Raw genomic sequence first — 24,619 nt, forward strand, 5'->3', positions numbered from 1 at the left:
TAAAAAAGGGCTTTCGCCTTAGCGAAAACCCTTCATATTTTTAGATGAGTTCTGGTATTAGAATCTCCATCCTAAACGGAACATACCCATAACGTTGTTAGAGAATCCGCTTTGTTTCATTTCATTTCCTGTAGTTTCAGTAGTTACACCAGCAACTGTAGTTGAGAAAGAACCTTCTTTCATAGTGTAAGAATTAAATCCTAATCCTAATTCAACTCCTAAGTAGAAGTTCTCTACGAAGTAGTAATCAGTACCAGCGATCAATCCAACTCCGAAACCTGCAGTTTTTTGCTCTCCTTTTTCAGAGTAATCAGCAGCAACCCAAGTAACACCGTCAGTTTGCTCACCTTCTACAGACATTTTACCCATACCGAAGTTGATATCCAAACCAGCGTAAGGAGACAATTTCTCAGTTCCTTTGAAGTGGTATTCTCCACCGATTCCGATAGTTGTTGTTCCCATACGAGATACGTAAGTACCAGCACCTCCTGAGTTATCAACTTCATTTTCGTAGAAATTGTTAGTAGTCTTGCTGCTGCTGAATCCTAAAGACAAACGAATTGCGATGTTGTCAGTAGCAAAGTAACGGAAACGTAATCCTGGAGCAACGATAGATGGAGTAGTACCCCCGTTAGTTGTAGGATTCAAGTTTGTAGCAGAAGAGTTCATAAACCCGAATGCAGCTAAACCAGCAACGTTTCCTTCCAATGTCATTGGAGCTCCTTCAGTTGGTTTTTGTGCCATTACAGCAGTTGTTAAAATCATTCCACCTAAAAGTAAACTTAACTTTTTCATGTTATAAATTATTATTGGTTTGGGCAAATCTACGTATTAAAAAGATTCAGGTTACAAAAACATGTTAACAAATTTCGGTGAATAACTTAAAAATAAGTTGCTCGAAAACTTGTAAATCCTTGATTTAAAAAGAGGTAAGTTTATTTTTTGGAGAGCAGAAAATTTAATGTCAGGCCGTGCTGGCCACCTGCTACCGAGTACACATACCAGCCATAATCGATGCTGAAACGCTTGAAAGCCATTCCTGCTCCGAAACTGAATCCGGCCAGTCCGCCACGGCCCACAATGGCCAGTTCTTTCCTGCGCTGGTAGTCGAAAGCTGTTCTTATTTGTAGTTTCTTACCGATCAGGATCTCCAGTTGCACTTTGGCGTGGCGCGCAAGGTTGTCGAAGAAACCGGATTGTTTTACCTGGATGGTATCACCGGTCAATGGATCTACACGCGGTTTTGCGTTCGGGTCGACATATGAAAGGTTCCATTTCTGCAAATGCTGGGCAACCAAACTGATGCGGAAAGGTGCGTGTCTTAATTTGTGGGAAATTCCCAATTGAACTTCCAGTGGCAATGGGTTTTTCTCTGTGGTAAATCCTTTCCACTGAACTCCCAGGTTTTTGATCACACCGACTACATTCAGGTTTCTGGCGGAATCCCTGTAAAGTCCTGCAATGTCCAAACTGGTCCCGAAAGCGGTATAGGTATCCAATTGAGAATATAAAATGTTCAGTGTTGCACCCACAGACATCCGTTCGTTGAAAGCGTGTTGTGCACTTGCGCCCAATATAAAGTCACCTGGTGTGAAGGTTCCCAAATCAGTTCCGTCGATATCTGTGCGCTTCATTTTTCCGTAGGAAGAATAGCGGAAATGAACCATTCCCATAGTGCGTCTGATCCTGCGAGCATAAGTCAGTGCTCCTGTATTGACACCGCTTGCCATGATCGACTGGTTGAATCCGAAGCGTCCGTGCATGCCGTAATTCATAATCGCCGGATTGTTCAGTCCCAGGTTCAGGTCGTTGTCGTAAATCGTGATCGCATCACCGCCAAGTCCCATTGTTCGTGCATTGTACTGGGAGTTCAGGTTCTGGAACGAATGAATTCCTCCTGTTTGTGCAGTAGTAACAACAGGAAGTGTAATAAGTAATATGAGCGCCAGTTTATATTTCATATGTGGCAATAACGTTTAAATGTTGTCTTCATTGTTCAGGCTCGATCTTTTTCCGAATTCAATCACTTCCATCTGTTCAATTTTGGTCCCGTTAATCTGAAACCGCAAAGCCGTTTGGATGGAATGGAATCCTTTGTTTCCGCATGCGCCGGGATTCAGCCAAAGGGTGTTTTTGCTTTTGTCGTGCTGTACGAGTAAAACGTGCGAATGCCCGCAAACAAAGATATTCGGTTTCGTTTCACGGATAAAGTCGACGGCGTTCTTGCTGTATCTTCCCGGCTTTCCTGCAATATGCGTCATCGAAACGGAAAGCCCTTCCACCCGGAAAGTCAGGTATTCCGGGAATTCGGAACGGATCGTCTGGTCATCGATATTCCCGAAAACGGCTCTCAGCGGTTTAAATGCTTTTAAACGGTCGGTCACGTCCAGGCTTCCGATATCTCCGGCATGCCAGATTTCGTCCACATCTTTGAATAACTCAAAAACGCGTTCGGGAAGAAATCCGTGTGTATCTGAAAGTAAGCCGATTTTTACCATGATGATCGAATGCCTGCAAAACTAATGATTCAACCTGCAAAATGCGAAAGTAGGGGCGTAAATTTTTACGCCCTACTTTGATACATGAAAGGTTTTAAATTATCTTATTGTAGTTTGTACTATAATTTATTTCCTGCTCATTCAAAGAACCTGCAAGACTTTCTGTTGGTTTGTGTTTTGAATTTTACATTTTGAATTGAATCCGTGATGCCTATCTAAGGAGTTCTTTTTATATTTGTCCGTTAAACAAACAAAAACGGGTAAGCATGGCTACGAAAACAGCTTCAAAACCATCAAAAACAACAAATAAGAGTGCCTTGAAAAGCACATCTAAATTTTCGAAAGAGACTTACATTAAATGGTATAAGGACATGCTTTTAATGCGTCGCTTTGAAGAGAAAGCAGGACAATTGTACATTCAGCAAAAATTTGGTGGATTTTGCCACTTATATATTGGTCAGGAAGCAATCGTTGCCGGAACTGTCAGTGCGTCAAAACCAACTGACTCACACATGACGGCTTACCGCGATCACGCTCATCCGATCGGGTTGGGAACGGACGTTCGCGTATTGATGGCGGAATTGTACGGTCGTTCTACCGGATGTTCCAAAGGAAAAGGTGGATCGATGCACTTCTTCGATAAAGAGAAAAATTTCATGGGTGGACACGGAATCGTTGGAGCGCAAATTCCAATGGGAACAGGTGTTGCCTTTGCAGAGAAATACAACGGTACCGATAACGTAGTATTCGTTTCCATGGGAGACGGAGCGGTTCGCCAGGGAGCTTTGCACGAAACATTCAACATGGCGATGAACTGGAAATTACCGGTAATCTACATCATTGAAAATAACAATTACGCCATGGGGACTTCCGTTGAGCGTACAACCAACGTAACAGACTTGTCTAAAATCGGTGATTCTTACGAAATGCCTTCCAAATCAGTAAACGGAATGTCTCCGGAAGCTGTTCACGAAGCAGTGGAAGAAGCAGTTGCAAGAGCAAGAAGAGGTGACGGGCCAACTTTATTGGATATTCGCACTTACCGCTATAAAGGTCACTCCATGTCCGATCCGCAAAAATACCGTACGAAAGAAGAGGTAGCGGAGTGGATGGAGCAGGATCCGATCGAGCACTGTTTGAATGTGATCAAAGAAAACAAGTGGTTGACGGCAAAAGAAATCGAAGAAATCGATGCCTGGGTGAAAAACGAAGTGGAAGACTCCGTGAAATTCGCAGAAGAATCTCCGTACCCGGATGCAGATGATCTGTACGAGGACATCTACCAGGAACCGAACTACCCTTACATTATTGAATATTAATTAGACTATAATAAATCGCAGATGGCTGAGGTTATATACATGCCCAAATTGAGCGACACCATGACAGAAGGTGTTGTTGCTGAATGGCACAAAAAAGTTGGTGACGCTGTTAAATCAGGTGAATTGTTGGCTGAAATTGAAACAGATAAAGCAACCATGGAGTTCGAATCTTTTTACGACGGTGTGTTGTTGCACATTGGTGTGGAAAAAGGAAAAACAGCTCCCGTAAACGCATTATTGGCAATCATTGGCGAAAAAGGAGAAGATATCAAGTCTTTGATCGGTTCTTCTGCAGGTAAAGCAGAGGCTCCGGCAGAGGAAAAGACCGAAGAGAAAAAAGCGGAAGAGCCGAAAAAAGAGGAGGCAAAAGAAGTAAAAGCAGAGGAAAAAGCTCCTGCAGCGGTTGCTTCAGCTCCGAAAACAACAGCTCCGGCAGTTTCAAATACATCCGCAAACGGACGTATTTTGGCTTCACCGCTTGCTAAGAAATTAGCAGAAGAGAAAGGGGTAGACCTTAGCTTTGTCACCGGAACGGGAGAGGGCGGAAGAATCACCAAAAGAGACGTAGACCATTACGTTCCTTACGATGCGCCGGCAAGACCTGCTGCTGCTTCAGGAGGAGGCGCAATGAGCGAATCGTATACAGATGAACCGGTGTCTCAAATGCGTAAAACCATTGCACGCCGTTTGGGTGAGTCCAAATTTACGGCTCCGCATTTCTACCTGACGATCTCATTGGATATGGATAATGCAATTGCTGCACGTAAATCCATGAACAGCAACGAAGGAGTGAAGGTTTCATTCAACGATATGGTGATCAAAGCGGCTTCCATGGCACTTCGCAAGCATCCTGCAATCAATTCATCCTGGTTGGGTGATGTGATCCGCAGAAACAATCACGTACACATCGGGGTGGCAGTTGCAGTTGAAGAAGGGTTGTTGGTTCCGGTTATCCGTTTTGCAGACAGCAAAGGATTGACCCAGATCGGTGAAGAAGTGAAAGTATTGGCTCAAAAAGCAAAAGATAAGAAATTACAGCCTGCTGAATGGGAAGGAAATACATTTACGATTTCGAACCTGGGAATGTTCGGTATCGAGCAGTTTACGGCGATCATTAATTCACCTGACAGCTGTATTTTGGCTGTAGGAGGAATTTCCCAGGAGCCTGTAGTGAAAAACGGACAAGTTGTTCCCGGAAATATTATGAAAGTGACACTTTCCTGTGATCACCGGGTAGTAGACGGAGCTACAGGAGCCGCATTCTTACAGACATTTAAACAGTATATGGAAAACCCGGTTATGATGCTGGTTTAGAAATTGATAGTTCCAGGAAATGGTCGCTCAAACGAGCGGCCATTTTAATTTTACGTCTTTTTTTTTAAATAAATAACTCGTATTCAATTTATTATTACATCTTTGTTTATCAAATAAACGAGAATATGAATAAAGGAACTATTAAGTTCTTTAATGAAACGAAAGGTTTTGGTTTTGTTAAAGAAGAGGAAACTAACAAAGAGTACTTTGTACACGTTTCAGGATTGGTGGACAAAGTGAATGAAAACGACGCCGTTACATTTGACTTGGAAGAAGGAAGAAAAGGATTGATGGCGGTTAACGTGAAGCACGCATAAACGATATATATTTTTCTTTTAGCCCCGACATTCACCATGAATCGTCGGGGTTTTTAGTTTGTACGGATGTTCAAATTCCGTTTTTGAATCATTTCTGCTTGCTGCCTTTTCGAAAAGTCCTGGAGCGTATTTCCGATTATCCTTTTTTGATAGCCTCCCACGTCTGGTACATCTTTTCCTGACTCGGGCGGTTCGGCTCTATTTCTTCCAGCGGTTCGCACGGGATAAGTGTTTCGTAACATTCTTTCGGCAAAGCCTGGTAAAGAGCGGTTCCTTTGGTTTTCCAGGCAATCATTTCATCGGAAACTTCCTTGATTATTTTTGCCGGGTTCCCTACAACGAGGCTCCGGCGCGGAATCACCGTGTTTGCGGGTACGAAGCACAAAGCCCCGATGATGCATTCTTCTTCGATTACCACGTCGTCCATAATCACGGCATTCATCCCGATCAGGCAATTCTCACCGATCGTTCCGCCGTGCACAATAGCTCCATGACCGATGTGCGCTCCTTTTTTCAGGGTAACGGTCGTTCCCGGAAACATGTGAATGGTGCAGTTTTCCTGGACATTGCATCCGTCTTCGATGATAATCTGACCCCAATCACCGCGGATCGCAGCACCCGGACCGATGTATACATTTTCCCCGATAATCACATTGCCCGTTACGGCAGCCTGCGGGTGAATAAAACTGGATTTTTTAACAACCGGAACAAAGCCATTGAATGAATATACCGCCATGAATACCTATTTTTGGTAAAAATATGAAATCAAACTGGCAAAATGAGTTATTGCGATTATGTTTTAACCAAACCAAAAGACGACCTTCACCGTATCTATCACGATTTTCATTATGGAACACCTATTGAAGATGATAATGAGCTTTTCGGGCGTTTGATTCTTGAAATTAACCAGGCAGGTTTGTCCTGGGACATCATTTTAAAGAAGCAAGCAAACTTTTCCGAAGCTTTTGACGTTTATAGGATAGATAAAATTGCTAATTATCAGGAAGATAAAGTGAATGAATTACTTCAGAATTCCGGTATCATACGAAATAAACTGAAAATAAATGCCGTTATTTACAATGCGAACCAGGTATTGTTATTGCAAAAAGAATTTGGTAGTTTTAAGCAATGGTTAGACAGCCACTTAGGGAAATCCAAAGAAGAGTGGGTGAAGTTGTTTAAAAAGCATTTTAAATTCGTCGGTGGAGAAATTGTGAACGAATTTTTGATGAGTACCGGCTACCTCCCGGGAGCACATCATCCGGGTTGTTTTAGATATAAAGAAGAAAAAGCATAGCTTTTGATTGGATCGCCCACAGTGGTGGGGAAAAGTCCGGTTGAAAGCAAACTGAAACTAAAAATAAGAGTCATGAAAGCAAAATTAATACTTCCAATACTTCTTGTGATGCTGGGTTTTTCAGCAAAATCACAGGTTGGGCTGATGATAGGTCCAGGTTTAAATTATGGATTCGGCTCTGGTCAGTTGTTCAAAACACTGAATTTAGGAGTGGAAATCCCGCGTGATGAGAACGCTTCTATTTTGATCCGCGCTTATGCGAGTCTGAAAAATTCAAGAACCGATTCTACCTATGCAGAAGCAATCGATTTGATGACGAGCCCGTCCGTATTGATGGTAAAAATTAAAAACGGTGTTACACAATTCGGGATCCAGGGAGGAACAAGAAGGTATTTCATCGGTTCCAACTTCGATTACGGTTTCGGTTTGTACGGAGGTACTGTTTTTGATTTTTCATTCTACAAGCTTTCTACCAAAGTCATGGATCCGATCGATGTAAATGCTTACCGTTTGCAGGCTTCCAACAGCGGAAGTGTATTCCTGCTAAGCTTCGGGCTTCAGGGCGGTGTGAAAAAGCAATTCGCATTCGGGACTTTATTCACGGACCTTTCGCTGTCTTACGCCATTGTAGCAGCTGGTTCAGCTAAACTATCTGGAGACGCAAGTTCCCAGGTTTCAGCACTGAATTTCGGGTTTACTATCGGGTATCGGAAAGACTTGTTTTTTTAATGGATAATTGAAAATGGACAATTGAAAAGTCTTTTCAATTGCCACTTTTACATTTTCAATTTTATCAGAAGTTCAAAAAGTTGAAGTTATTCAATGGTTTAAACATATGAACCCTTTGAACCTTTTAAACTTGGTTTAAAATGGCCACCAACCTTTTTTCTGGCTCAGCCTGTTTTCAAAATCTGAGATAAAGGTCGAATACGAGTTGTAGCGTTTGTCCATTCCTTTTACCAATGCCGTCTTCAGTTCGTTGGCGTTTAATTTGTTCGGAGGAACGGTAAATTGATGTTTTGCTGCCAGCTTCTGGATCACTTCACTGAAAGCTTTGTATTTGGAATCCAGGTTCGGTAACGGATAAGTCAGTTGCAGGTTGGTCGTAATACTCGGATTCGGATCAATCAGTGGCATTCTTCCCTGCAGACAAGTCCAGCAGGTAACACCCAGTGCAAAGTAATCGGTTCGGTGATCCACGAGATCCAATTCATTCAGCAGTAATTCCGGTGCGGCAAATCCCAATGGGAAAAGCGTTTTGCGTGTTTCTGTTTCATTCTTATTCAAAGCCAGCCCGAAATCGATCAGTGACACCCGGATTCCTTTGGAAGAATCCACAATGATATTCCCGGGTTTGATGTCCAGATGGTATTGCTTGTTCTGATGAATGTGTTCCAGGATCGGTTCCAGCCGTTCCAGCACTTCGAAAAGTTTTTGTGCTTTCTCTTTGGTTCGGAACTGGTCGAGGTAATCTGCCAGTGTTATTCCGGGTTGGAAGGATTTGAACAGGAAAATTTCTGAATCGCTTTCAAAAAAGTCGAGTGTTTCCGGTAAACCGTCTACGATGAACGAAAACCCGGCTTCTTTTCTTAGGCGGTCCTGAACAACGCTGTTTTCTTCCGTTTTTTGAACGGTTTTCAGAATGGACTTTACTCCCGAAATCTTATTTTCGGTCAGGAAGATGTGAGCAAATTTCCGCTTCTTTTTGGCATCTATTTGTTCTAAAATCCGGTATTTCTCAGCAGGGTTCATCGCTTTACTTCAATCGTAAACTGCAATGTACCATAAAAAGTGATTCCATCCGAAGGAAGGATTCCCGGACCCGGATAAGCAGTTGCTCTCCTTGTGTAATAAGATGTATTCAATAAATTGTTGACACCTGCTTCCAGTTGGAAATACTTTTTGAAAGTGTAGCGCGCGCTCAGGTCCATCACGAAGTAAGCCGGTATTTCCCCGATGACCGCATCACCGCTTCCGAGTTTGGAATTCGTTGCATCACTGAACTGCGCCGAGTTGTAAGATCCCTGGATTTGTACCTGCCAGTTTTTGGCGCGTACCTTCAAACCGCTTTTCAGCATGATCGGACTCACGTATTCGACCTGCTTGCCGATATAACTTTGTTCCCTGGATGAAATGTAGGTAGCGTGAATGTAGGAGAAGTTCACGAAAATGGAAGAGCCGATTTTGGAACTGTCGATAAATGCTTTGATGAAATCGAACTCTACAAAACATTCCACACCGGTGTTCAATGCGTTCCCGATATTGGTCCGGATCTTCTTCGTGGTGTTCGGTTGAGGTGCCAACCCGATCTTGTCTCCGTAGAATAGGGTGAATACCGCTAAATCGGTGTAAAAGTATTTCCCGATAAAGCCACGCCAGCCCAATTCAGTAGTGTTCCCGTATTCGTCTTTGATTAGTGAATCGACCACGATATTGGGGTTTGCCACGCGAATGTCGGAGAAGTTGACCGCCCGGTAATTCTGACAGAAATTCAAGTAAGCGTTCGAATATTTCCCCGTTTTGAAAGATGCCCCGGCTCCGCCCAAAGGAATGGAACGGCTGATGGTATTGGAACTTTCAATGCGGGACACGTTTAAGGTGTCGAGGGTAAGCGGGTGAATGGCGTATTGGTAATAATAGCCTTTTGCCGAACTTTTGATGTATTCAAAACGCAAACCGGCATTGATGGTCCAGCGGTTTCCTAAAAACCAGATATTGTCGGTAAAAGCAGCGAAGTTTTCGGAAGGGAAACTGAAATCCGAGTTTTCCATGTTGTCCGGGTGCTCGAATTTGAAATCAGCCCGGTCGCCGTCTGTTGCAAGTCCCTGGAGATTGGTGGTCTGGCCTCTGTAATAACGCGCTCCGACCAGGAAGGCGCTTTCGTGCTTTTGTTTTTTAGTGACTTTGTAGCGATGCAAAACACGCGCTTCTACACCGGTGTTTTTGAATTCTCCGGCAATCATGTCGCGTTTGCCTCCCGGGTCAGCTGTGCTGATTTTTCCCAGGTATCCCAACGAATAGCGATCGGATAGCATGCCGAAAGCGCGGATATTCAGGTAAGTCTTTTTGGAAAGTTTCGAATCGTAATGAAGGGCCAGGATATTCCAGTCTACTTTGAACCAGTTGCGGTCGCGCACGCTTTGTTTCGGATCTTCTTCGAATTGCTTATCGGTTAATCCGCCAGGCTGTTTTGCCAGGTAGCTCATGCGCGTGTATTCGAGCCGGATTTGGTTGTTCTCGTTGATGCGGTAGCCCAACTGAACAAATCCCTGCTGTTGATTGAAATCCGAATTGGGACGGTAACCGTTCCCGGTTTTCAATTGGTAGTATGCCTGGTACTCAAAGCGCCCTGCTGTTCCTGAAATGCGGTTGAAGGTACCGAAATAGCCGTAGTTTCCTACCGTGTTGCGGGAAGTAAACTGGAACGGGCTGGTTTGAACCGGATCTTTGATGATGAAGTTCATGAGTCCGCCAAATTGTGTTCCGTACTGCAAACTTGCCGACCCGCGGATGATTTCGATGGCCTGAAGTGCCTCCAGGGGTGGCGTGTAATAACTTTCCGGGTATCCGAGTGCATCGGCCGAAATATCGTAGCCATTTTGACGCGTGTTGAAATTGGCGGCGCGGTTCGGGCTTAATCCTCTTCCTCCGACACCCATCTGGATTCCGGCACCGTCGCTCTCCCAAATATTTAAGCCGGGAACTTTAGCGAATAATTCTCTCGGATTCGCGCTCGATTTAGCACCGCCCTGGCGTTCTGTTTCAATCAGTGTATTGGTACCGGTGGCAATCTGCACTCCTTTGATAGGAGGAATGAAACCAATGTCGAAATAATGCAGGCGTTTTCCGCGAACTTCTACTTCTTCCACGGCTGCCGACGTTTGTACCTGTATAATGGGATTCGGAGCTACGATTCCGTTCAGTACATAAACCAGTGTATCGATTTGATCGCCGTAAATGATCAGCGGGCCTTTGTCGCAGGGAACCCGGAATTTTCCCTGTTCATCCGTCATGGTTTTCTGATTGCCGCATTGCACAAAAATCCCGAATTGCGGGCTCTTCGTCTGATCGATGATTGTTCCTTCGAAATTCTGGGACCAGGAAAAGGACACAAGCACAGAAAACAGGAAAGAAAGGCTTAATTTTCGAGAGGTAAAATCCATTTCCGGTGTTTCAAATTGTATTCTTCTTGCATTAAATCAGTTTCCCGGCTCACAAAATGCCGGTTCGGCCTTCCGTTTAAGGTGACGTAAACATCTGCGGTTACCCTTGGTCGCGACAAATGTACGCTTTTGCTGCCGAAATGAAGCGTGGTATCCCGGTACTTTTTCCCCAGGAAGTGTGCGAATTGCAGGATCATATCCGGCTGGCGCGACATCTGGTCGATCTGTTGCGGCGTTAAGTAATCCGAGTTCGTGATCTCAATGGAACGGCGCGTATGGCGGTCTTCCACGTAAAAAGTGGCGTATCCTTTCTTTTCCATCAGCATAACCCTCCAGGAAAACCGGAACCCTTCCTCGTGCCAGAACAGGTTTTCAGGGTAAAGCAGGTAACGGAACGGGAGAATCAACTGAACCGCCAGAAATACAGACAAACAGCTGGTAATGGTGCGTGAGCGCGAAATGTATTTTTGAGAAGGCCGGCTGGTCCAGCGGAATAGTTTTTTTAGCGGGTTGAGCCATTTGTGGTGGAAACCGGCCGGGAAGAAAATAAGCGTGCTCAGGATCATAACCCATGGAAAAACTCCGATAGGGAACAAAAGCCAGGTCAGAATGTGAAAGACAACCACGAACAAATAGGCGATATTCCGGGTTTTATTGCCGGAAAGGAAAAAAGGGATCGTGAGGTCGTAAAAGCAGGAAAACCAGGAAAAAACGAAGGCCAGCCAGGAAGTTGCCAGTAAATCACCGACCAGCGGTAAATCGCGGAATGCCTGCAGCCACATGCGCAGCGGTTGTGCTTCCAGCAGCCAGTCGGGGTTGATTTTGGCGATTCCTGCGAAACAATAAACGATTCCCAGTTGAAAGCGCAGTAAAAAAATAGGCCAGTTGGGAATGGTTTCCCGCTGAATGGAAGGCTTACGCTTCGCATCCACGCTGAATTGCGCATGTGCGGGCAGCCAGATCAGGATGAATGCTATGAGGCTTACGAAATAATAATGATTGAGGTAATAACTCTTGTCCAGCAATTCCACATACGTAAATGCCAGGAAGAACAAGCTTGCCGAAACGCGGTAAAATGCTCCGAAAATGATTCCCAGGCTGGCAAGGATCATGATCACAAAAGGAAGATACATCCAGTTTCCCGGCAAGGTGTGAACCCAATCGAAACCGAGATACGTGAAATGGAAGGGAGGATCGATGTACAGTTGCTTCACCCATCCGTTGGAAACAAAACGCAGCGTGCTGAACAAGAACAGCGCCCCGATGATGATCCGGAAAGCAATGAGCGGAGTGATCGAAACCTCTCTGAAAAGGAGTTCCTGCCAGCGATTCTTAATCGCCATCGGTATCCTGGTAAGTGATCAAGACACCAAAAGCAGACGCCATATCCGTTTTCATATTGATCACAGATCCCTGCTGATAATCGTAGAAGTTTTCCAGTGTGCCCGGAGAAGAAGTCATGAGTTGCTCCAATGTTCCTGTCCAGGATTGCGGAGTGGAGTACATGTAATCAAAACGCGACGCGATCGTGGCGGAAAGTGTTCCTTTGTCCAAAGCGTTCAAATAATCGTCAAAACCTTGTCCGTTGCTGCTTCCGCTCAGATTTAACCCGTAGTAAATGCAGCGGGAAGCGCGGAGGTTTTCCGTCAACAAGATCCTTCCGATCCCGGAGCGGCGTGCTTCCAGATAATTCGGCTGCTGAATTCCCAGGGTGTGGTTCCCGATCGGGAAACCAAGCTTGGTGGTTTTACTCAATTCGAAATCCTTGCAGAAGTTGTTTACCAATAAGGCAAAAGGACTGGTAGACTCGTTACTTGTTCCGTTCACGAAAGTGCTCCGGTAACTTGCCCATCCCGCAACAACCGCCGTGATTTCCGTTTTCATTTTAGCAATAACAGCCGATACGTAAACGCATGCATTGGAAGTCGATTGAAAAGCGATCAGTGCATCCTGTTTGTAGAATAAATAGTCCAAAGCATCCAGCCCGGAAGCGTCCAAAGCGAGGTCACTGCTGTTGCCACTGGAAATACTGCTGTTGATATGAGCCGTATCCGTAGGGAAAGTTCCGAAAGTGAAGGCGATATTTGCAGTCATTGCCGGCCCGAAATCAAATGCTTTTACATGCTGGAACGAAATATTGGCGTCGACCCATGCCTGTTTTGCCACATCCAGTTTAGCCTGTGTTTTATCTCCCAGGAAATCATTCCACGCAGTTTCCAACGAAATTACCTTCGATTTCAAATCCGCATAACCCGGAATGATGTAATTATCGGCCATATTGACCATGATTGGTCCTTTGTCAAATTCCGTATCTTCATTTTTCTTCTTTTTACATTGGGTAAAAACCAGAAGAGCCAATAGGATGGTGCAATAAGCTTTTAATTTCATGAATCTTACATTTTGAAAATAAGGTCAACAACCGCTTGTGCCTGCGTGTGCTTACGCGCGTGCGTGTTGTTTCAGCGTGCAAAATTAGGCCGGGAATGAGCGTCAGACAATACCCTAAAAAAGGTATTTTTGAAATATGGATGCCAAATACATCATTGCAGATTCGGGAGGTTCGTCGACAACCTGGGGAATTGTGCTCAAAAACAACGAAGTAATCTTTCTTCAAACGGACAGTTTACACCCGAAGTATGCGCTTTCGGAAGGATTTTCCATGGGAGGATTAAAAACACAATTCGAAGGAATGCAGGTGCCGCTTCATTTTTACGGAGCCGGTTGTTCCAGTGAAGTGGTGCAGGCACAAATGCGCGGATTGTTGCAGCAATTGGGGTTTTCAGAAGTACATGTTTATCCCGATACCCTTGCGGCGTGCAGGGCTTTGTACGGAAATCAACCGGGATGGGTTGCTATTTTGGGCACAGGTTCGGTGTTGGTTGCATATGACGGTTCAACGATTACCAAAAGAATTGGCGGCTATGGTTCACTGGTCGGCGATGAAGGTAGCGGGTTCTATTTCGGGAAATTACTTGTGAGGCATTTACTCCGCACTGAAAAATGGGAAGAAGCCTGGGTAAAAGCTTTCCAGTCGCGTGAGTTTGTCCTGTCGAAACTGGCCGGTTCGGATTCACAGCAATGGATTTCCGGTTTGGCGGGTGAAACTGCCGGAATGGACTTCGGTTTTTTGCACCGACGGAACGCTGAATTGTTTGTGGAGCAATATTGTATGGGAATTCCCGGATTGCAGGAAATTTCGTTTATCGGGACCTATGGCAAGGAGCAGGAAAGGGTTTTTACACAGGTGTTTGAAAGCCGGAATATCCGGCCAGGAAAGCGTATCGCAAGCCCGATCAGGGATTTGGTGCGCTATCACCAGGCGAATGAATATTAAGGATATGTTAAGATTTTTGGCTCTTGATACAGAGCTGTTTAGTCGAAAATATTAAATCTTTCGTAGAAAAGTACCTTGTGGTTTGGAAAATAATTTACAACTTGCAGGAGCGAAAGTGAGAAATGGATATATTATTAATTCAGGCAACTGCTCAGACCCCCATGGTAAATTTGAATCCTGATACAGGAATCATGGAAATTAGAGGACGTTCAATTCCGGATGATCCAGAAGCTTTTTGGGGTGCAGTTTTAACATGGTTTGATAATTACATGGCGAATCCGATTGAAGAAACGCTTGTAAGAATCGATTTGGAGTATTTCAACATTACTTCCTCCAAGCGTATTTTATTCTTGCTTTATAAATTGAATGAACTGGTTGATTCTGGCAAGAAGGCGAAAGTAGAATGGTACTACAGACAATCGGATGAAGATATGTATGAAGTAGGGCAGGATTATGCTTTCATGGTCCATGTTCCGTTTGATTTCCGGGAATATACGGACAACGACCTGGTAGTAGCTTAGAATTCAAAATGCAAAAGTGAAAATTGAAAAGATTGTAATTAGTTGCTATTTTCAATGTTTTAACTCCTGCCTTCGGTAGTCTTTGAGTCTTTTCAATTCTCCATTGTCAATTTTGCATTTTATCTGTCGGAAAACCTCCCTTTTTGAGCGCTTTTCAATTTTCAATTCTTCATTATCAATTATTTTTCCAATTTCATTATTATTTTTGTCGGAATATGCGTGTTATAGCAGACATTCCACATCCCCGTTACAAGATCCAGATATTTTCGTACAATGCGAAGTATTTGGTGAAGATTGAATTGGGCCAGTTTGAGCAGACTTTTAAGATTGCCGAAACGGACGTGAACGGATTGGAGGAGCTGAAACGCATGGTAACAGATCAATTATTACGTAACTCGCTTGATCGCTTTCTTTCTATGAGAACAGATTGGGAAGAAGCATTTAAAAACAAAGAAGGATGAAATTAGGACACGTTATTGCAGCAGGTTTAGTGCTTGGATTGACAACTTTTGCTTGTTCAGATAAAAAAGAAGACCCGAAAACAAAGGAAGAAAAAGCTCCTGAAGTTCCGGTAGTTAATTCCAAAGGGTTGAAGATTGCGTTCTATTATTCCGATAGTTTGAAAAGCGGCTTTACGTACTACAAGAACGAAGATGCGCGTATCACCAAGAAAGGCGAGGCTTTCCAGAACGAAATGATGGCAAAGCAGCGTGCATTGGAGCAAAAAGCACAGAACTACGAAAAATACATGCGTGAAGGTACGATGACCGGAGCGGACATGCAGAACCTGGAAAACGAGATCATGCGTATGCGTGAGCAATTGTTGAACCAGCAGCAAACGAGAGGAGCCCAGTTGGAAAAAGAAACCAACGAGGCTTTGACGGTGCTTTCCAAAAAGATCGAAGTAGCAGGGAAGAAGTACTGCGAAAAATACGGAATTGACGTGCTTTTGATCCATGGCCAGGGTGGACAAATCAATTTCATCAATGAGAAAATGAATGTGACACAATCATTCGTTGATTTCCTGAACCACGAACAAGAAATGATGGACAAAGACCTGGGCAAATAAATTATGCTGATAGCACAACAAAAACTTAGGGAGAACGTCGCGGAATATATCCTGTACATGTACCAGATCGAAGATCTGATCCGTGCATACCAGTTTGACCTGGACCGTATCATGAAGGAGGTTGTGGAACCGAATCTTCCTGATCGCGCTTATCTGGAGCGTTACAGGGCGTGGTACGCAGGTTTGATCCAGGATATGAAATCGGAGCGCATCATTGAATCCGGGCACCGCCTGGAACTACAGGATGTGATGGTGGAATTGTCGTACCTGCACAATTCTTTGCTGACGGTAGTAAACGATGAGAAATACCGGACGCTTTATTCCACGGCGCTTCCTTTTATCGAAGATTTTATTGAGCATTCCAACCTGAAAGGCATGAACCACCTGGAAGTGTGTTTCCATGCTTTGTATATGAAATTGCTTTTGAAGCTGCAGAAAAAAGAAATCAGCCAGGAAACGGAAGAGGCCTTTGATGCGATGCGCATTTTACTTGCTTATTTGACGCGTTCTTACCACCAGATGAAAGGCGGGGAAGGGCAGTATTGGAATAATTAACCCTTCGACTTCGCTCAGGATACTTAGATTCTGATAGCAGTTTAAAGGTGACTGAGCGGAGTCGAAGTCACCTTTTATTGTGTTTATGCTCGTTTGTGAGAAACGGAATTTGCATGAAAAAAAGAGGATTTGATCCGGAAAAGGTGCATTTTTTAGCTTGATAAATGGTTTGATGATCTCTTTGATTTGCTCTCTTTGTTTAAAGAAACGCTGCTTTATCAAAGGTTTCGGTTGATTTGGTGAATTGTTGAAAATCCGGTGATTTGTTACAGGAATAACGTTTTGGTACTATATCCATACTTGACCTATACTTGATCCGTACTTGACCCGTATATGACCTCTGCTTATTCCGAAAATGTGTTTTTGAATGTTACACTTGTGGGAAACAGGGATTGAAAAGATTTGAAGTGAGGAAATTCATTTTTGAGCTTCTTTTCAATTTTCAATTGAACATGTTCAATTAATAAAGGTCGAGTTTGCTCACGTTCAGATCTACCATTCCTTTGATGCCGGGTAATCTTCCGGATTCTGAGAACTGCCAGTGCAATACTTCGCGGTCTGTCATGTACTGAGGTTCGCGGCTGTAGGCAGCTATCCAAAAGTTATAGCCTTCCATTTTTCCCCGGAATTTCGTCTCGTAGAAGCTTAAAGAGGTGTAGATGATGGGTTTTATGCCGGTTGCTTTTTTCACTTCTTCGCACCAGATGAGCACTTTTGCGCGCAGGTCTTCGTCTGAAAATCCTTCATCTTCCACGTCAATAACGGGCGGCAGGTCTATGCTCCGGATTTTGTAGACGGAAAGGAAATGGGCAGCCTGTGGCCTTGGCGCTGATTTCGGGTTGAAATAGTGATAGGCCCCGTTCGAGATTCCGTGCTTGTTCAGGTATTCGCGGTTGCGTTCCCATTGGGTGTCTAAATGATCGGCCCCTTCGGTTACTTTGCAGTAGACAAAGTCGATAACGGTATCAAATCCCTTTTTGTCGAGCAGTAAATCCCAGTCTATTTCTCCCTGGTGGTGGGAAACATCCAGTCCGACTGCTTTGTATCCCGGCGGGATGATCTCGTGGAAATGTGTCGATGTCTGGACCATTCCTTCTGTTTTGTACCAGAAGAAAAAGAATGCCAGAACCCCGGCTACAAGTGCGATCCAGATCCACCTGTTTTTACCTTTTTTGCGCGATGCCGATCTGCGTTTGGGAGCAGCTTTTTTACGGGTTTGTTTTCTTTTGGCCATTTTCTTCCTGCGAAATTAGGAGTAAAATGCAAATAAATGGATAGGAAGAGTAATATTGTTCAAAAGGTTCAAAAGGTTCAAGGGGTCGAACTGGTAGCAAATCAGCCGCGGCTGATCGTTGCGGTTTAAAGTTTTCAATGGCCGCTGGCTTAAATTGTATTTTAAACTTTTGGATCTTTAAACGATTGAACTTCCGAAGGAATGATCAAAGTTTGTAAACGGCCCAGTCCTCGGTATCCATTACCCTGGTAAGCGGCAAATAGAGTTCACCGCCGAGGTAGCGTTTCAGAATGACGATGTATTTGCATCCTTTTTGGTGAATATCTTCCCGGAATGAGGCATTCAGCAATTCGTCGTTGCTGGCTACCCAGCCTTTCCGGTGCGCAAAATAAATAGCTGTGGGGTTATCGCCGGTATTGACTGCAATCAGGTCGGAACGTTTGGAAAAGCTGTCCATGTATGCTTCCAGTTTCTCGAATGCCGCTTCGTGTTCTTTCAACCGGAAGTCGTGGAGTTGGTTCAGTGTTCCTTCCAGGACGATTAGTGTAAGTAAGATGATTTGAACGGTTTTATTCCGGAAGCCTGCAACGCCATAACCTGCAGCCAGGGCCATCAACGGAACAAATGGGATGATGTAGTAGGAGTGATGTGTGAAGGTGAAACCGGCTTTCAGAGCAATTACCAGGAAGGCCGCAAAACCTAGTCCGAGGATGCGTAAGAGCAATTTGTCCCGTTTCCGGAAAGCAAAGAACAATCCGGCCAGGAATAGCCCGAAGCCTGCGAATTTCAAGGCGGAATCGTAGAAGTGTTTCAATCCGTCGCCCAGGTTGTCGACCAATTCTTTTGCCCCGATGCTGATAGGTTTTCCCATGAAGAAATGCCAGAATTGATATTTTTCGACCAGGTAAGGAACCCAGCTGAAATACCACCAGGCGATGGGGGCGAGAATCATTCCGCTCACGGTAAAAAAGACGATTTTGAGACGGATAGATATGTATCTATTCAGGATGAAAAAGGCGTAGAGCACCAGTAGAAATCCGGCGGGCAGTTTCGCCAGTACACCTAAAAGGGTGAAGCAGGCAAAAAGCACTAAATTCAGCCACCGGCGCTTTTGTTCTTCGAAATAGCAGGCTGCATAATAAAACCCGATAATGACCAGGGAAGTGGCAAATGTGTCGGGCATGATTTTGCGGCTGTATGCAAACCAGATAGAAGCCAAAAGAATGATGGAAGCGTTGAATGCGGTTTCGGGGCTGAAATAGCGTTTCAACAACCGGAAAAAGTACCAGATTCCCAAACTGCTGACGATGAGGTTGATCAGGCGTCCGTACCAATGCCGGTAACCGAATATTTCCGAAACGCAGTAATCGAGGTAATTCAGGAGCGGGAATTCCATGCCGGTGATGCCGGTTTTTTCTCCTGCAAAATCAATACGCGGATAAAGGATATTGGCAGAACCTTCGTAAAAATTCCGGGTAACCATGGTTCCGGTTGTTTGTCTCCAGTTGTGAGCAACTTCAAGCGGAGGATTGGTAATTCCATACATGCGAACCAGGAAAAACAGGATGATCCAGAAGCGAATGTCTTTAAAAATGGGAAGTGCAAGGAATGATTTCACCGGTTTTCTTTAGAATGCTAAGTTAGGAGAAAACTTCTAAAAATGACCATATGTCCATAATATCAACATGGCAATATTGCAATGTTCAAATGTTGAGAAATGGCAATATTGAAAGATGGCGATGAGCCAAATTTGGAAATTCCTGATCGAATCCCGGGTTGAATTTCATGATATCCGGATATTATGATGTCTTGAGAACATGAGATTATGTTTTCGTGATATAACGATCACATATTGGTTGTCCGGAGGATTGCTCAGTCTATCTGTCAGTGCTCAGAGTTACTTGCGATCAATTTTCTATTAGACCTTCCAAACCCGAATTACTTCTTTTTGGGTTTTGCGTGCAATTTTTCAAGTGCTTTCCTGCGTTTTTGAAGTGTTTCGATGGTTTCCCGGCTCTGTTCGGTATAATCGACACCAAAAACGGTATGAATGTGCTTGACCAGGTTTTGGATACGGGAGATCCGTTCATCGTAAAACTGCAGTGTAACTCCGTGGTTGCTTTCCGGTTTCACCAATGCGATGTCCAACTCGTAGCGAAACAGGGAATACAGGGTAGGAACATTGGAATAGCGAAAGCTCTCATCCACGAACGCACGTGAAAACAGGGTGTTTTGTTGTTTCCAGATGGAATCCAGGACTTCGTTGCAGCGGTAATTTTCGCGGTAAGTGAGTTGTTTTTTCGGTGATTTCCGGATGGATTTGAAGGTTGGAACATCAGAGTAAAGACTGAAAGCCGGATGAATGGGAGCATGTGTCTTCGCCATAAATTCCGGGGACGGGTTGTAATAAGTGCGGTCCACAGAAATAATATTCAGCGATTTCATTGTTTTGGTTTGGGGATCAGGAACTGAGATTTTGGTTTTGGAACTGATCTCTGTCCAGGTGGGGTCCATGAGCATCCAATTCCCGTTTACCCGCACTATGTTCCATTGGTGATTGGTTTGGGTGCTTACCCGGTGAAATTTCCGGCCGATGTATTCAAAAACCGACATTTTGGTTTTTCCACTGATGGCAAAACAGGGAATGTTGCTTTTGGTGCACAGGTATTCGAAGACACGGGCAAAATCGCGACACACTCCTTTTGATTTCTTAGCAGTCAGTTCCGGGTTATAGAACGGAGCTTTCATGTCGCCCATGCGTTTTTTGTCGTATTTGAAACAAGCGCCCAGGTACCCGTAAAACAGCCAGACTTTTTCTTCGTCGTTTTGCGCGCAGGCATTGAGGTAACGGTGCGCAGCTTCCAGGTCTTTCCGGGTAGAAAGATCCAAAGACGAAACGATGCTGTCGAGAGAAAATTTGCGCTGATCTGAAATCTGAGCGAAAACGCCTGTACCTGCCAGGATGAAAACGAGTAAGGAAACCAGTTGGTGCTTTGCGATCATAAGGGTTTAACGTACGATTCAAACAGGGTTACACAAAAAAAGCGGAATTCTTTTCAGAACTCCGCTTCTCCGTTTATTTTTATAAAATTACTTTTTAGCGAAGTTCGGTGCCACGATCAGATCTTTTGTTCCATGGTTCCAGGAATAGAATCCTTCACCTGTTTTCACACCTTTTTTACCAGCAGTTACCATGTTTACCAATAGCGGACAAGGAGCGTATTTCGGGTTTCCGAAACCATCGTGAAGTACTTCCAGAATTGCCAGGCAAACATCCAAACCGATGAAATCTGCCAATTGCAACGGTCCCATCGGGTGAGCCATTCCCAGTTTCATGACCGTATCGATTTCTTCCACACCGGCAACACCTTCATACAAGGTATAAATGGCTTCGTTGATCATCGGCATTAAAATGCGGTTTGCCACGAATCCCGGGTAATCATTTACTTCAACAGGAACTTTGTTCAGTTTTCTGGAGGTTTCCATAATCAGGTTTGTTACCTCATCTGTTGTGGAATACCCGCGAATGATCTCAACCAGTTTCATCACCGGAACCGGGTTCATGAAGTGCATCCCGATTACTTTTTCCGGACGGTTGGTCACAGAAGCAATTTTCGTGATGGAAATAGAAGAAGTATTGGAAGCAAGGATCACATCTTCCGGGGTCAAAGCATCCAGTTGTTTGAAGATGTTCAATTTCAGGTCTACGTTTTCTGTTGCAGCTTCAACCACCAATTCCACTCCTTTTACACCTTCTTCCATGGAAGTGAAAGTGGTGATGTTTGCCAATGTTGCCGCTTTGTCAGCTTCTGTAATGGCTTCTTTTGCCACCTGGCGGTCCAGGTTTTTCGTGATCGTTGCCAATCCCTTGTCCAATGAAGCTTGAGCTACGTCGATCAACGATACTGTATATCCAAATTGTGCGAATGTGTGGGCAATTCCATTTCCCATTGTTCCTGCACCAATTACTGCTACCTTTTTCATGAAGTGAGTTCTTATTTTTTTCGTACGCGAAGATAATGAAAGTTTGATTCCGACAGGATGGCACATTTTGATTTTCGAAGTATTTGCATTAATTTGGTTTAAATCAATTACTGCCATGAGAATCAGCGTCTTCATCGTTTCGTTGTTAATTACAGCCCAATGCTTCACCCAAAATGAAGTGAGCACGATCTATTGGGGAACATGTATTTTGGATTTCCGGTTTTCACCTTTCCAGGTACTTTCATCCAACGCGGTGAGTTCGAGGGAATCGGGCGCATCTATCTGTGACTCTGCCGGGAACCTGTTATTTTATTCCAACGGCGGAACTTCCCCGACTTCGAATTATACCGGCGGTGCGTGGGGAGCAAACGGGCAGTTTCTTCAAAACGGCCAAAACCTGGAGCATCTCGGGTGTTTCAGTACGCAACAGGGAGCGATCATATTACCGGACCCTGCGGGAATTTCGGCCACCAGCAAAAAATATTACCTGTTGACAAAAGATTGTATTGAAGCGGCTTTCACGGGACCTCAATCCGATCATTCGGGACTTTCTTACGGAATAATCGACATGCTGGCCAATGGCGGGAACGGTGCGGTTATTTCGCAAAACAACGTGGTAGTACCTTATCTGAATGGCGGCGGATCTACGGATTGGGAACCTCTGAACGTGGTATTGGACACAGACGATGAACAAAAATCGGGAGCTTTGGGATACTGGGTGTATTCTTACCAGGGCGACTCGCTGTATAAGATTCATTTCGGGGTGAACGGGTTTGATTCTTTCCAAACTCTTTTCCAGGAAGGCGGGAGAATTATCGTTGCCCCGGACCGTACCCATCTGATGATTAAATCCCGCTTATACGAACTGGATGCCCCGACCGGGAATTTAGTACTTGTGCATACTTTTCCAACTACGAATGACGGAGTGTTTTCATCAGACGGCAGAAAAATATACCGTGCGGAGAACAACAAGCTGATGCAGTACAATATGGACCAGGCGAATTGGCAGAATACTCCCTATGAAGTTGCATCATTCTCTCAAACTGCTCCGCAATTTTTCCTGGTTCCGTCCGGAAGAATCTTTTTGTGGAATAGCAATTCAGCTTTTTCCGCACAAATCATGTGTCCGAATACCTTCGGCCCCAATTGCAATTATACGGCATCGAATTTGTCTTTGCAGGGAGGCTCGTTAACAACACCTCCGAATATTCCGGCTCATTACCTGTATAATGCCGGGTCGGGATGTCTTTTAGGTTTGGATGAGCAAGCCGCCGAAAAGATTTCATTAGTACCCAATCCTTCGACAGGAAGCTTTAAAGTGTATTGTGACCAGCTGGACCAGTCACAACTTACAATCCGCATCACTGACCTGACGGGGAGAGTAATACGAACGGATAAAGCCACGAACCTGGAAGTGGAAGGGCAATTGGAAATCCATGCGGAAGATCTTCCAAACGGGGAGTATTTCCTGGAGTTTGTACAAAAAGACCAGGAACCGGTCATGAAGCGGTTTGTCATCCGGCAGTAATTTTTTCGGGGAATAATAAGGGGCTTCGAGGGTTTCCCCTTGGTTTTGAGGCTTTTCAGGAACGAAAAACGGAGGATTGAATTTATTCGTTACTTTAGCGGCTCTTAACTATTATTCATTATGGCTGACAACAATTCTTCAGGAGTTGAATACCGGATCAACTTCATCAACAATTCCATGAACCCGGGAAGTTTTATGATTTTCCAGCAATACCCGGAGCTAAATACACCGGATTCTTATTCCTTAGCGTGGTTCACCAAGTATCTTTATCCGTCTACACTCGGCTCGTTCAGCTGGGAACCCGCATACGATTTTGCGTGGATGGAACAGAAAGCAATCAATGCGCGTATGAAATCGGTGACGTCTCAATGTATTCCTGCAAGTTTGACGGAGTATAATACCGCATTGCTGACGTATGATAGCGGATACAATTTTGTGATCCAACCTGATAACGGGCCGGAAGGGACTTTGTACATCAAAACAGATAACACGATTCCTGCGAACCAGTTGGGGATAGGACTGGGAATGGCCGGAGCACCGACTTTTTTGATGCCTGCTCAACCGGATTCCAACCTGGCATTGAATCCTCATCCGGAGTACTGGGTAGCATTCGGAGATTACGAACAGGGAGAAATATTGAATGTGAAAGAGATGACCAATTCCGCGTTGGTCCAATTCCTGGAAGGAGTATCGGCGATCAACGTGACCCTGAACCCGGACAATACCTGGACGGTCCAGCCTGCGTAAGTATAAACTTTTAATGAAAAATCCCGGCTGCTTTATCAGACCGGGATTTTTTTATCAGTACCGCATCACTCTTTCGGATGATTCGTCGAGCATTTGATTACGCAGTTTTTGTGGAAACTGGGTGGGAGAATAGTAGATCAATTTCTCCCGGAAATGCTTTTTGATTTTCCGGGCAAAGGTACTTCCGCCTTCTATGGTAGCAAAGAAGACCGAATCGCGCTCCTTCCTGAAATAAAGCGTAGCATTCGACTTTACATGGAATGCATGCAATTCCGTCCATTCCGAATGCGGAATAATCCATTTGCTCTGTCGCTTGCGGAACAGCCCGAAACGCCTCCAGGGTTTGGTGAAAATTATCTCCCGGGGAGTTATTTCCATCACAGAGTACATAAAATAGATGAGCTCCAGGTAGAAGATAAAGATCAGGAACCCGATCAGTACCCAGATGAAATAAATCACGCTCAGGTAATCCCTTTTGATTCCCCAGACAATGATTTGGTAGTTTACGCAAAGAATTAGAATTCCTCCTAGTAATAAAGGTATTAAGTTAAGTGTGTTTCGATATTTTGCGGATCGATACATAAACTTAAATATTACAGTGAATAGATAAGTAAGTTACAGAATGCTTCTTTTGATTACAAAAAATGTTTGTTAAAATTTGGGAGGAATCATTCAGCAGGAGACAGAAAATTTTCTGCCTCTGCAATTGTACCAAATTTATCTTTTTCTGCTTATGTCG

At 44.4% G+C, this 24,619-nt stretch carries 25 protein-coding genes; 12 read left to right on the forward strand and 13 right to left on the reverse strand.

Going from position 1 to position 24,619, the window contains the following annotated elements; translation table 11 throughout:
- Positions 1–57: 57 nt before the first annotated feature.
- The 3 genes from ABDW02_RS16780 to ABDW02_RS16790 all read right to left on the reverse strand — a co-directional run bounded on the left by ABDW02_RS16780 (position 58) and on the right by ABDW02_RS16790 (position 2,498).
- Positions 58–795 (reverse strand): outer membrane beta-barrel protein, encoded by a 738-nt coding sequence (locus ABDW02_RS16780; RefSeq protein WP_343636583.1) that lies wholly within the window; start codon positions 793–795, stop codon positions 58–60.
- 140 nt (positions 796–935) lie between these two features.
- Complete coding sequence (porQ, locus tag ABDW02_RS16785) at positions 936–1,961, reverse strand: type IX secretion system protein PorQ (protein WP_343636585.1); 1,026 nt, start codon at positions 1,959–1,961, stop codon at positions 936–938.
- A 15-nt stretch (positions 1,962–1,976) separates the two neighbouring features.
- On the reverse strand, positions 1,977–2,498 hold the full coding sequence (locus ABDW02_RS16790) for a metallophosphoesterase family protein (RefSeq protein WP_343636587.1): 522 nt from the start codon (positions 2,496–2,498) through the stop codon (positions 1,977–1,979).
- Positions 2,499–2,764: 266 nt separating this feature from the next.
- Here ABDW02_RS16790 and pdhA point away from each other — a divergent pair, with 266 nt between their 5' ends.
- The 3 genes from pdhA (at position 2,765) to ABDW02_RS16805 (ending at position 5,448) form a co-directional block, all read left to right on the forward strand.
- The gene (pdhA, locus tag ABDW02_RS16795; RefSeq protein ID WP_343636589.1) at positions 2,765–3,817 is read left to right on the forward strand and encodes a pyruvate dehydrogenase (acetyl-transferring) E1 component subunit alpha; all 1,053 of its coding nucleotides are present in this window, start codon (positions 2,765–2,767) and stop codon (positions 3,815–3,817) included.
- A gap of 21 nt (positions 3,818–3,838) precedes the next feature.
- Positions 3,839–5,131, forward strand: a complete 1,293-nt coding sequence (locus ABDW02_RS16800) for a pyruvate dehydrogenase complex dihydrolipoamide acetyltransferase (RefSeq protein WP_343636591.1) — start codon at positions 3,839–3,841, stop codon at positions 5,129–5,131.
- Between the two features lie 125 nt (positions 5,132–5,256).
- A complete protein-coding gene (locus tag ABDW02_RS16805; protein WP_343636593.1) occupies positions 5,257–5,448 on the forward strand; it encodes a cold shock domain-containing protein in 192 nt (63 codons plus the stop codon).
- Positions 5,449–5,584: 136 nt separating this feature from the next.
- Here the strand turns inward: ABDW02_RS16805 and ABDW02_RS16810 are convergent, their stop codons facing one another.
- Positions 5,585–6,184, reverse strand: a complete 600-nt coding sequence (locus ABDW02_RS16810; RefSeq protein WP_343636595.1) for a transferase hexapeptide repeat family protein — start codon at positions 6,182–6,184, stop codon at positions 5,585–5,587.
- Between the two features lie 42 nt (positions 6,185–6,226).
- On the opposite strand from ABDW02_RS16810, the gene ABDW02_RS16815 reads away from it, so the two are divergent.
- Positions 6,227–6,745, forward strand: a complete 519-nt coding sequence (locus ABDW02_RS16815; protein WP_343636597.1) for a DNA-3-methyladenine glycosylase I — start codon at positions 6,227–6,229, stop codon at positions 6,743–6,745.
- 72 nt (positions 6,746–6,817) lie between these two features.
- Positions 6,818–7,474 carry a hypothetical protein gene (locus ABDW02_RS16820; protein WP_343636599.1) on the forward strand — a complete coding sequence of 219 codons (657 nt, stop codon included), beginning with the start codon at positions 6,818–6,820 and terminating at the stop codon, positions 7,472–7,474.
- 135 nt (positions 7,475–7,609) lie between these two features.
- Here ABDW02_RS16820 and ABDW02_RS16825 read toward each other — a convergent pair whose 3' ends face one another.
- From ABDW02_RS16825 to ABDW02_RS16840, 4 genes are read right to left on the reverse strand one after another with little or no spacing between them, the layout of a single operon-like run.
- Positions 7,610–8,497 (reverse strand): protein kinase, encoded by an 888-nt coding sequence (locus ABDW02_RS16825; RefSeq protein WP_343636601.1) that lies wholly within the window; start codon positions 8,495–8,497, stop codon positions 7,610–7,612.
- Positions 8,494–10,908: a TonB-dependent receptor gene (locus ABDW02_RS16830; protein WP_343636602.1), complete on the reverse strand. Its 2,415-nt coding sequence runs from the start codon at positions 10,906–10,908 to the stop codon at positions 8,494–8,496. Before ABDW02_RS16830 ends, ABDW02_RS16825 begins: the two co-directional genes overlap by 4 nt.
- On the reverse strand, positions 10,884–12,251 hold the full coding sequence (locus ABDW02_RS16835; RefSeq protein ID WP_343636603.1) for an HTTM domain-containing protein: 1,368 nt from the start codon (positions 12,249–12,251) through the stop codon (positions 10,884–10,886). The genes ABDW02_RS16830 and ABDW02_RS16835 overlap by 25 nt, the downstream gene beginning before the upstream one ends.
- Positions 12,241–13,296: an imelysin family protein gene (locus tag ABDW02_RS16840; protein ID WP_343636605.1), complete on the reverse strand. Its 1,056-nt coding sequence runs from the start codon at positions 13,294–13,296 to the stop codon at positions 12,241–12,243. The genes ABDW02_RS16835 and ABDW02_RS16840 overlap by 11 nt, the downstream gene beginning before the upstream one ends.
- Positions 13,297–13,432: 136 nt before the next feature.
- Here ABDW02_RS16840 and ABDW02_RS16845 point away from each other — a divergent pair, with 136 nt between their 5' ends.
- The 5 genes from ABDW02_RS16845 (at position 13,433) to ABDW02_RS16865 (ending at position 16,387) form a co-directional block, all read left to right on the forward strand.
- Positions 13,433–14,242 carry a hypothetical protein gene (locus ABDW02_RS16845; RefSeq protein WP_343636607.1) on the forward strand — a complete coding sequence of 270 codons (810 nt, stop codon included), beginning with the start codon at positions 13,433–13,435 and terminating at the stop codon, positions 14,240–14,242.
- A gap of 122 nt (positions 14,243–14,364) precedes the next feature.
- On the forward strand, positions 14,365–14,763 hold the full coding sequence (locus tag ABDW02_RS16850) for a DUF1987 domain-containing protein (protein WP_343636609.1): 399 nt from the start codon (positions 14,365–14,367) through the stop codon (positions 14,761–14,763).
- A 215-nt stretch (positions 14,764–14,978) separates the two neighbouring features.
- Positions 14,979–15,224 (forward strand): hypothetical protein, encoded by a 246-nt coding sequence (locus tag ABDW02_RS16855; RefSeq protein WP_343636611.1) that lies wholly within the window; start codon positions 14,979–14,981, stop codon positions 15,222–15,224.
- A complete protein-coding gene (locus tag ABDW02_RS16860) occupies positions 15,221–15,832 on the forward strand; it encodes an OmpH family outer membrane protein (RefSeq protein ID WP_343636613.1) in 612 nt (203 codons plus the stop codon). The genes ABDW02_RS16855 and ABDW02_RS16860 overlap by 4 nt, the downstream gene beginning before the upstream one ends.
- Positions 15,833–15,835: 3 nt before the next feature.
- Positions 15,836–16,387, forward strand: a complete 552-nt coding sequence (locus ABDW02_RS16865; RefSeq protein ID WP_343636615.1) for a DUF4924 family protein — start codon at positions 15,836–15,838, stop codon at positions 16,385–16,387.
- Between the two features lie 460 nt (positions 16,388–16,847).
- Here the strand turns inward: ABDW02_RS16865 and ABDW02_RS16870 are convergent, their stop codons facing one another.
- The 4 genes from ABDW02_RS16870 to ABDW02_RS16885 form a co-directional block, all read right to left on the reverse strand.
- A complete protein-coding gene (locus ABDW02_RS16870) occupies positions 16,848–17,621 on the reverse strand; it encodes a GH25 family lysozyme (RefSeq protein WP_343636617.1) in 774 nt (257 codons plus the stop codon).
- A 205-nt stretch (positions 17,622–17,826) separates the two neighbouring features.
- Positions 17,827–19,239 (reverse strand): glycosyltransferase family 39 protein, encoded by a 1,413-nt coding sequence (locus tag ABDW02_RS16875; RefSeq protein WP_343636619.1) that lies wholly within the window; start codon positions 19,237–19,239, stop codon positions 17,827–17,829.
- 320 nt (positions 19,240–19,559) lie between these two features.
- Positions 19,560–20,624, reverse strand: a complete 1,065-nt coding sequence (locus tag ABDW02_RS16880; RefSeq protein ID WP_343636621.1) for a transglutaminase domain-containing protein — start codon at positions 20,622–20,624, stop codon at positions 19,560–19,562.
- Positions 20,625–20,711: 87 nt separating this feature from the next.
- Positions 20,712–21,605, reverse strand: coding sequence for a 3-hydroxybutyryl-CoA dehydrogenase (locus ABDW02_RS16885; RefSeq protein WP_343636623.1), 894 nt, complete (start codon positions 21,603–21,605; stop codon positions 20,712–20,714).
- A gap of 115 nt (positions 21,606–21,720) precedes the next feature.
- On the opposite strand from ABDW02_RS16885, the gene ABDW02_RS16890 reads away from it, so the two are divergent.
- Entirely contained in the window at positions 21,721–23,133 is a 1,413-nt protein-coding gene (locus tag ABDW02_RS16890) for a T9SS type A sorting domain-containing protein (protein WP_343636625.1), read from the forward strand.
- 120 nt (positions 23,134–23,253) lie between these two features.
- Positions 23,254–23,880 carry a hypothetical protein gene (locus ABDW02_RS16895; RefSeq protein ID WP_343636627.1) on the forward strand — a complete coding sequence of 209 codons (627 nt, stop codon included), beginning with the start codon at positions 23,254–23,256 and terminating at the stop codon, positions 23,878–23,880.
- Between the two features lie 54 nt (positions 23,881–23,934).
- Here the strand turns inward: ABDW02_RS16895 and ABDW02_RS16900 are convergent, their stop codons facing one another.
- Positions 23,935–24,462, reverse strand: coding sequence for a hypothetical protein (locus ABDW02_RS16900; RefSeq protein ID WP_343636629.1), 528 nt, complete (start codon positions 24,460–24,462; stop codon positions 23,935–23,937).
- Positions 24,463–24,619 lie beyond the last annotated feature (157 nt).

The organism is Fluviicola sp. (assembly GCF_039596395.1).
In the GTDB taxonomy this organism is placed as follows: domain Bacteria; phylum Bacteroidota; class Bacteroidia; order Flavobacteriales_D; family Crocinitomicaceae; genus Fluviicola.

What these genes read in the sequence shown, in the direction of transcription:
- ABDW02_RS16780 (WP_343636583.1), bottom strand. Translation starts at nt 795, where the DNA reads ATGAAAAAGTTAAGTTTACTTTTAGGTGGAATGATTTTAACAACTGCT.
- porQ (WP_343636585.1), bottom strand. Translation starts at nt 1,961, where the DNA reads ATGAAATATAAACTGGCGCTCATATTACTTATTACACTTCCTGTTGTT.
- ABDW02_RS16790 (WP_343636587.1), bottom strand. Translation starts at nt 2,498, where the DNA reads ATGGTAAAAATCGGCTTACTTTCAGATACACACGGATTTCTTCCCGAA.
- pdhA (WP_343636589.1), top strand. Translation starts at nt 2,765, where the DNA reads ATGGCTACGAAAACAGCTTCAAAACCATCAAAAACAACAAATAAGAGT.
- ABDW02_RS16800 (WP_343636591.1), top strand. Translation starts at nt 3,839, where the DNA reads ATGGCTGAGGTTATATACATGCCCAAATTGAGCGACACCATGACAGAA.
- ABDW02_RS16805 (WP_343636593.1), top strand. Translation starts at nt 5,257, where the DNA reads ATGAATAAAGGAACTATTAAGTTCTTTAATGAAACGAAAGGTTTTGGT.
- ABDW02_RS16810 (WP_343636595.1), bottom strand. Translation starts at nt 6,184, where the DNA reads ATGGCGGTATATTCATTCAATGGCTTTGTTCCGGTTGTTAAAAAATCC.
- ABDW02_RS16815 (WP_343636597.1), top strand. Translation starts at nt 6,227, where the DNA reads ATGAGTTATTGCGATTATGTTTTAACCAAACCAAAAGACGACCTTCAC.
- ABDW02_RS16820 (WP_343636599.1), top strand. Translation starts at nt 6,818, where the DNA reads ATGAAAGCAAAATTAATACTTCCAATACTTCTTGTGATGCTGGGTTTT.
- ABDW02_RS16825 (WP_343636601.1), bottom strand. Translation starts at nt 8,497, where the DNA reads ATGAACCCTGCTGAGAAATACCGGATTTTAGAACAAATAGATGCCAAA.
- ABDW02_RS16830 (WP_343636602.1), bottom strand. Translation starts at nt 10,908, where the DNA reads ATGGATTTTACCTCTCGAAAATTAAGCCTTTCTTTCCTGTTTTCTGTG.
- ABDW02_RS16835 (WP_343636603.1), bottom strand. Translation starts at nt 12,251, where the DNA reads ATGGCGATTAAGAATCGCTGGCAGGAACTCCTTTTCAGAGAGGTTTCG.
- ABDW02_RS16840 (WP_343636605.1), bottom strand. Translation starts at nt 13,296, where the DNA reads ATGAAATTAAAAGCTTATTGCACCATCCTATTGGCTCTTCTGGTTTTT.
- ABDW02_RS16845 (WP_343636607.1), top strand. Translation starts at nt 13,433, where the DNA reads ATGGATGCCAAATACATCATTGCAGATTCGGGAGGTTCGTCGACAACC.
- ABDW02_RS16850 (WP_343636609.1), top strand. Translation starts at nt 14,365, where the DNA reads ATGGATATATTATTAATTCAGGCAACTGCTCAGACCCCCATGGTAAAT.
- ABDW02_RS16855 (WP_343636611.1), top strand. Translation starts at nt 14,979, where the DNA reads ATGCGTGTTATAGCAGACATTCCACATCCCCGTTACAAGATCCAGATA.
- ABDW02_RS16860 (WP_343636613.1), top strand. Translation starts at nt 15,221, where the DNA reads ATGAAATTAGGACACGTTATTGCAGCAGGTTTAGTGCTTGGATTGACA.
- ABDW02_RS16865 (WP_343636615.1), top strand. Translation starts at nt 15,836, where the DNA reads ATGCTGATAGCACAACAAAAACTTAGGGAGAACGTCGCGGAATATATC.
- ABDW02_RS16870 (WP_343636617.1), bottom strand. Translation starts at nt 17,621, where the DNA reads ATGGCCAAAAGAAAACAAACCCGTAAAAAAGCTGCTCCCAAACGCAGA.
- ABDW02_RS16880 (WP_343636621.1), bottom strand. Translation starts at nt 20,624, where the DNA reads ATGATCGCAAAGCACCAACTGGTTTCCTTACTCGTTTTCATCCTGGCA.
- ABDW02_RS16885 (WP_343636623.1), bottom strand. Translation starts at nt 21,605, where the DNA reads ATGAAAAAGGTAGCAGTAATTGGTGCAGGAACAATGGGAAATGGAATT.
- ABDW02_RS16890 (WP_343636625.1), top strand. Translation starts at nt 21,721, where the DNA reads ATGAGAATCAGCGTCTTCATCGTTTCGTTGTTAATTACAGCCCAATGC.
- ABDW02_RS16895 (WP_343636627.1), top strand. Translation starts at nt 23,254, where the DNA reads ATGGCTGACAACAATTCTTCAGGAGTTGAATACCGGATCAACTTCATC.
- ABDW02_RS16900 (WP_343636629.1), bottom strand. Translation starts at nt 24,462, where the DNA reads ATGTATCGATCCGCAAAATATCGAAACACACTTAACTTAATACCTTTA.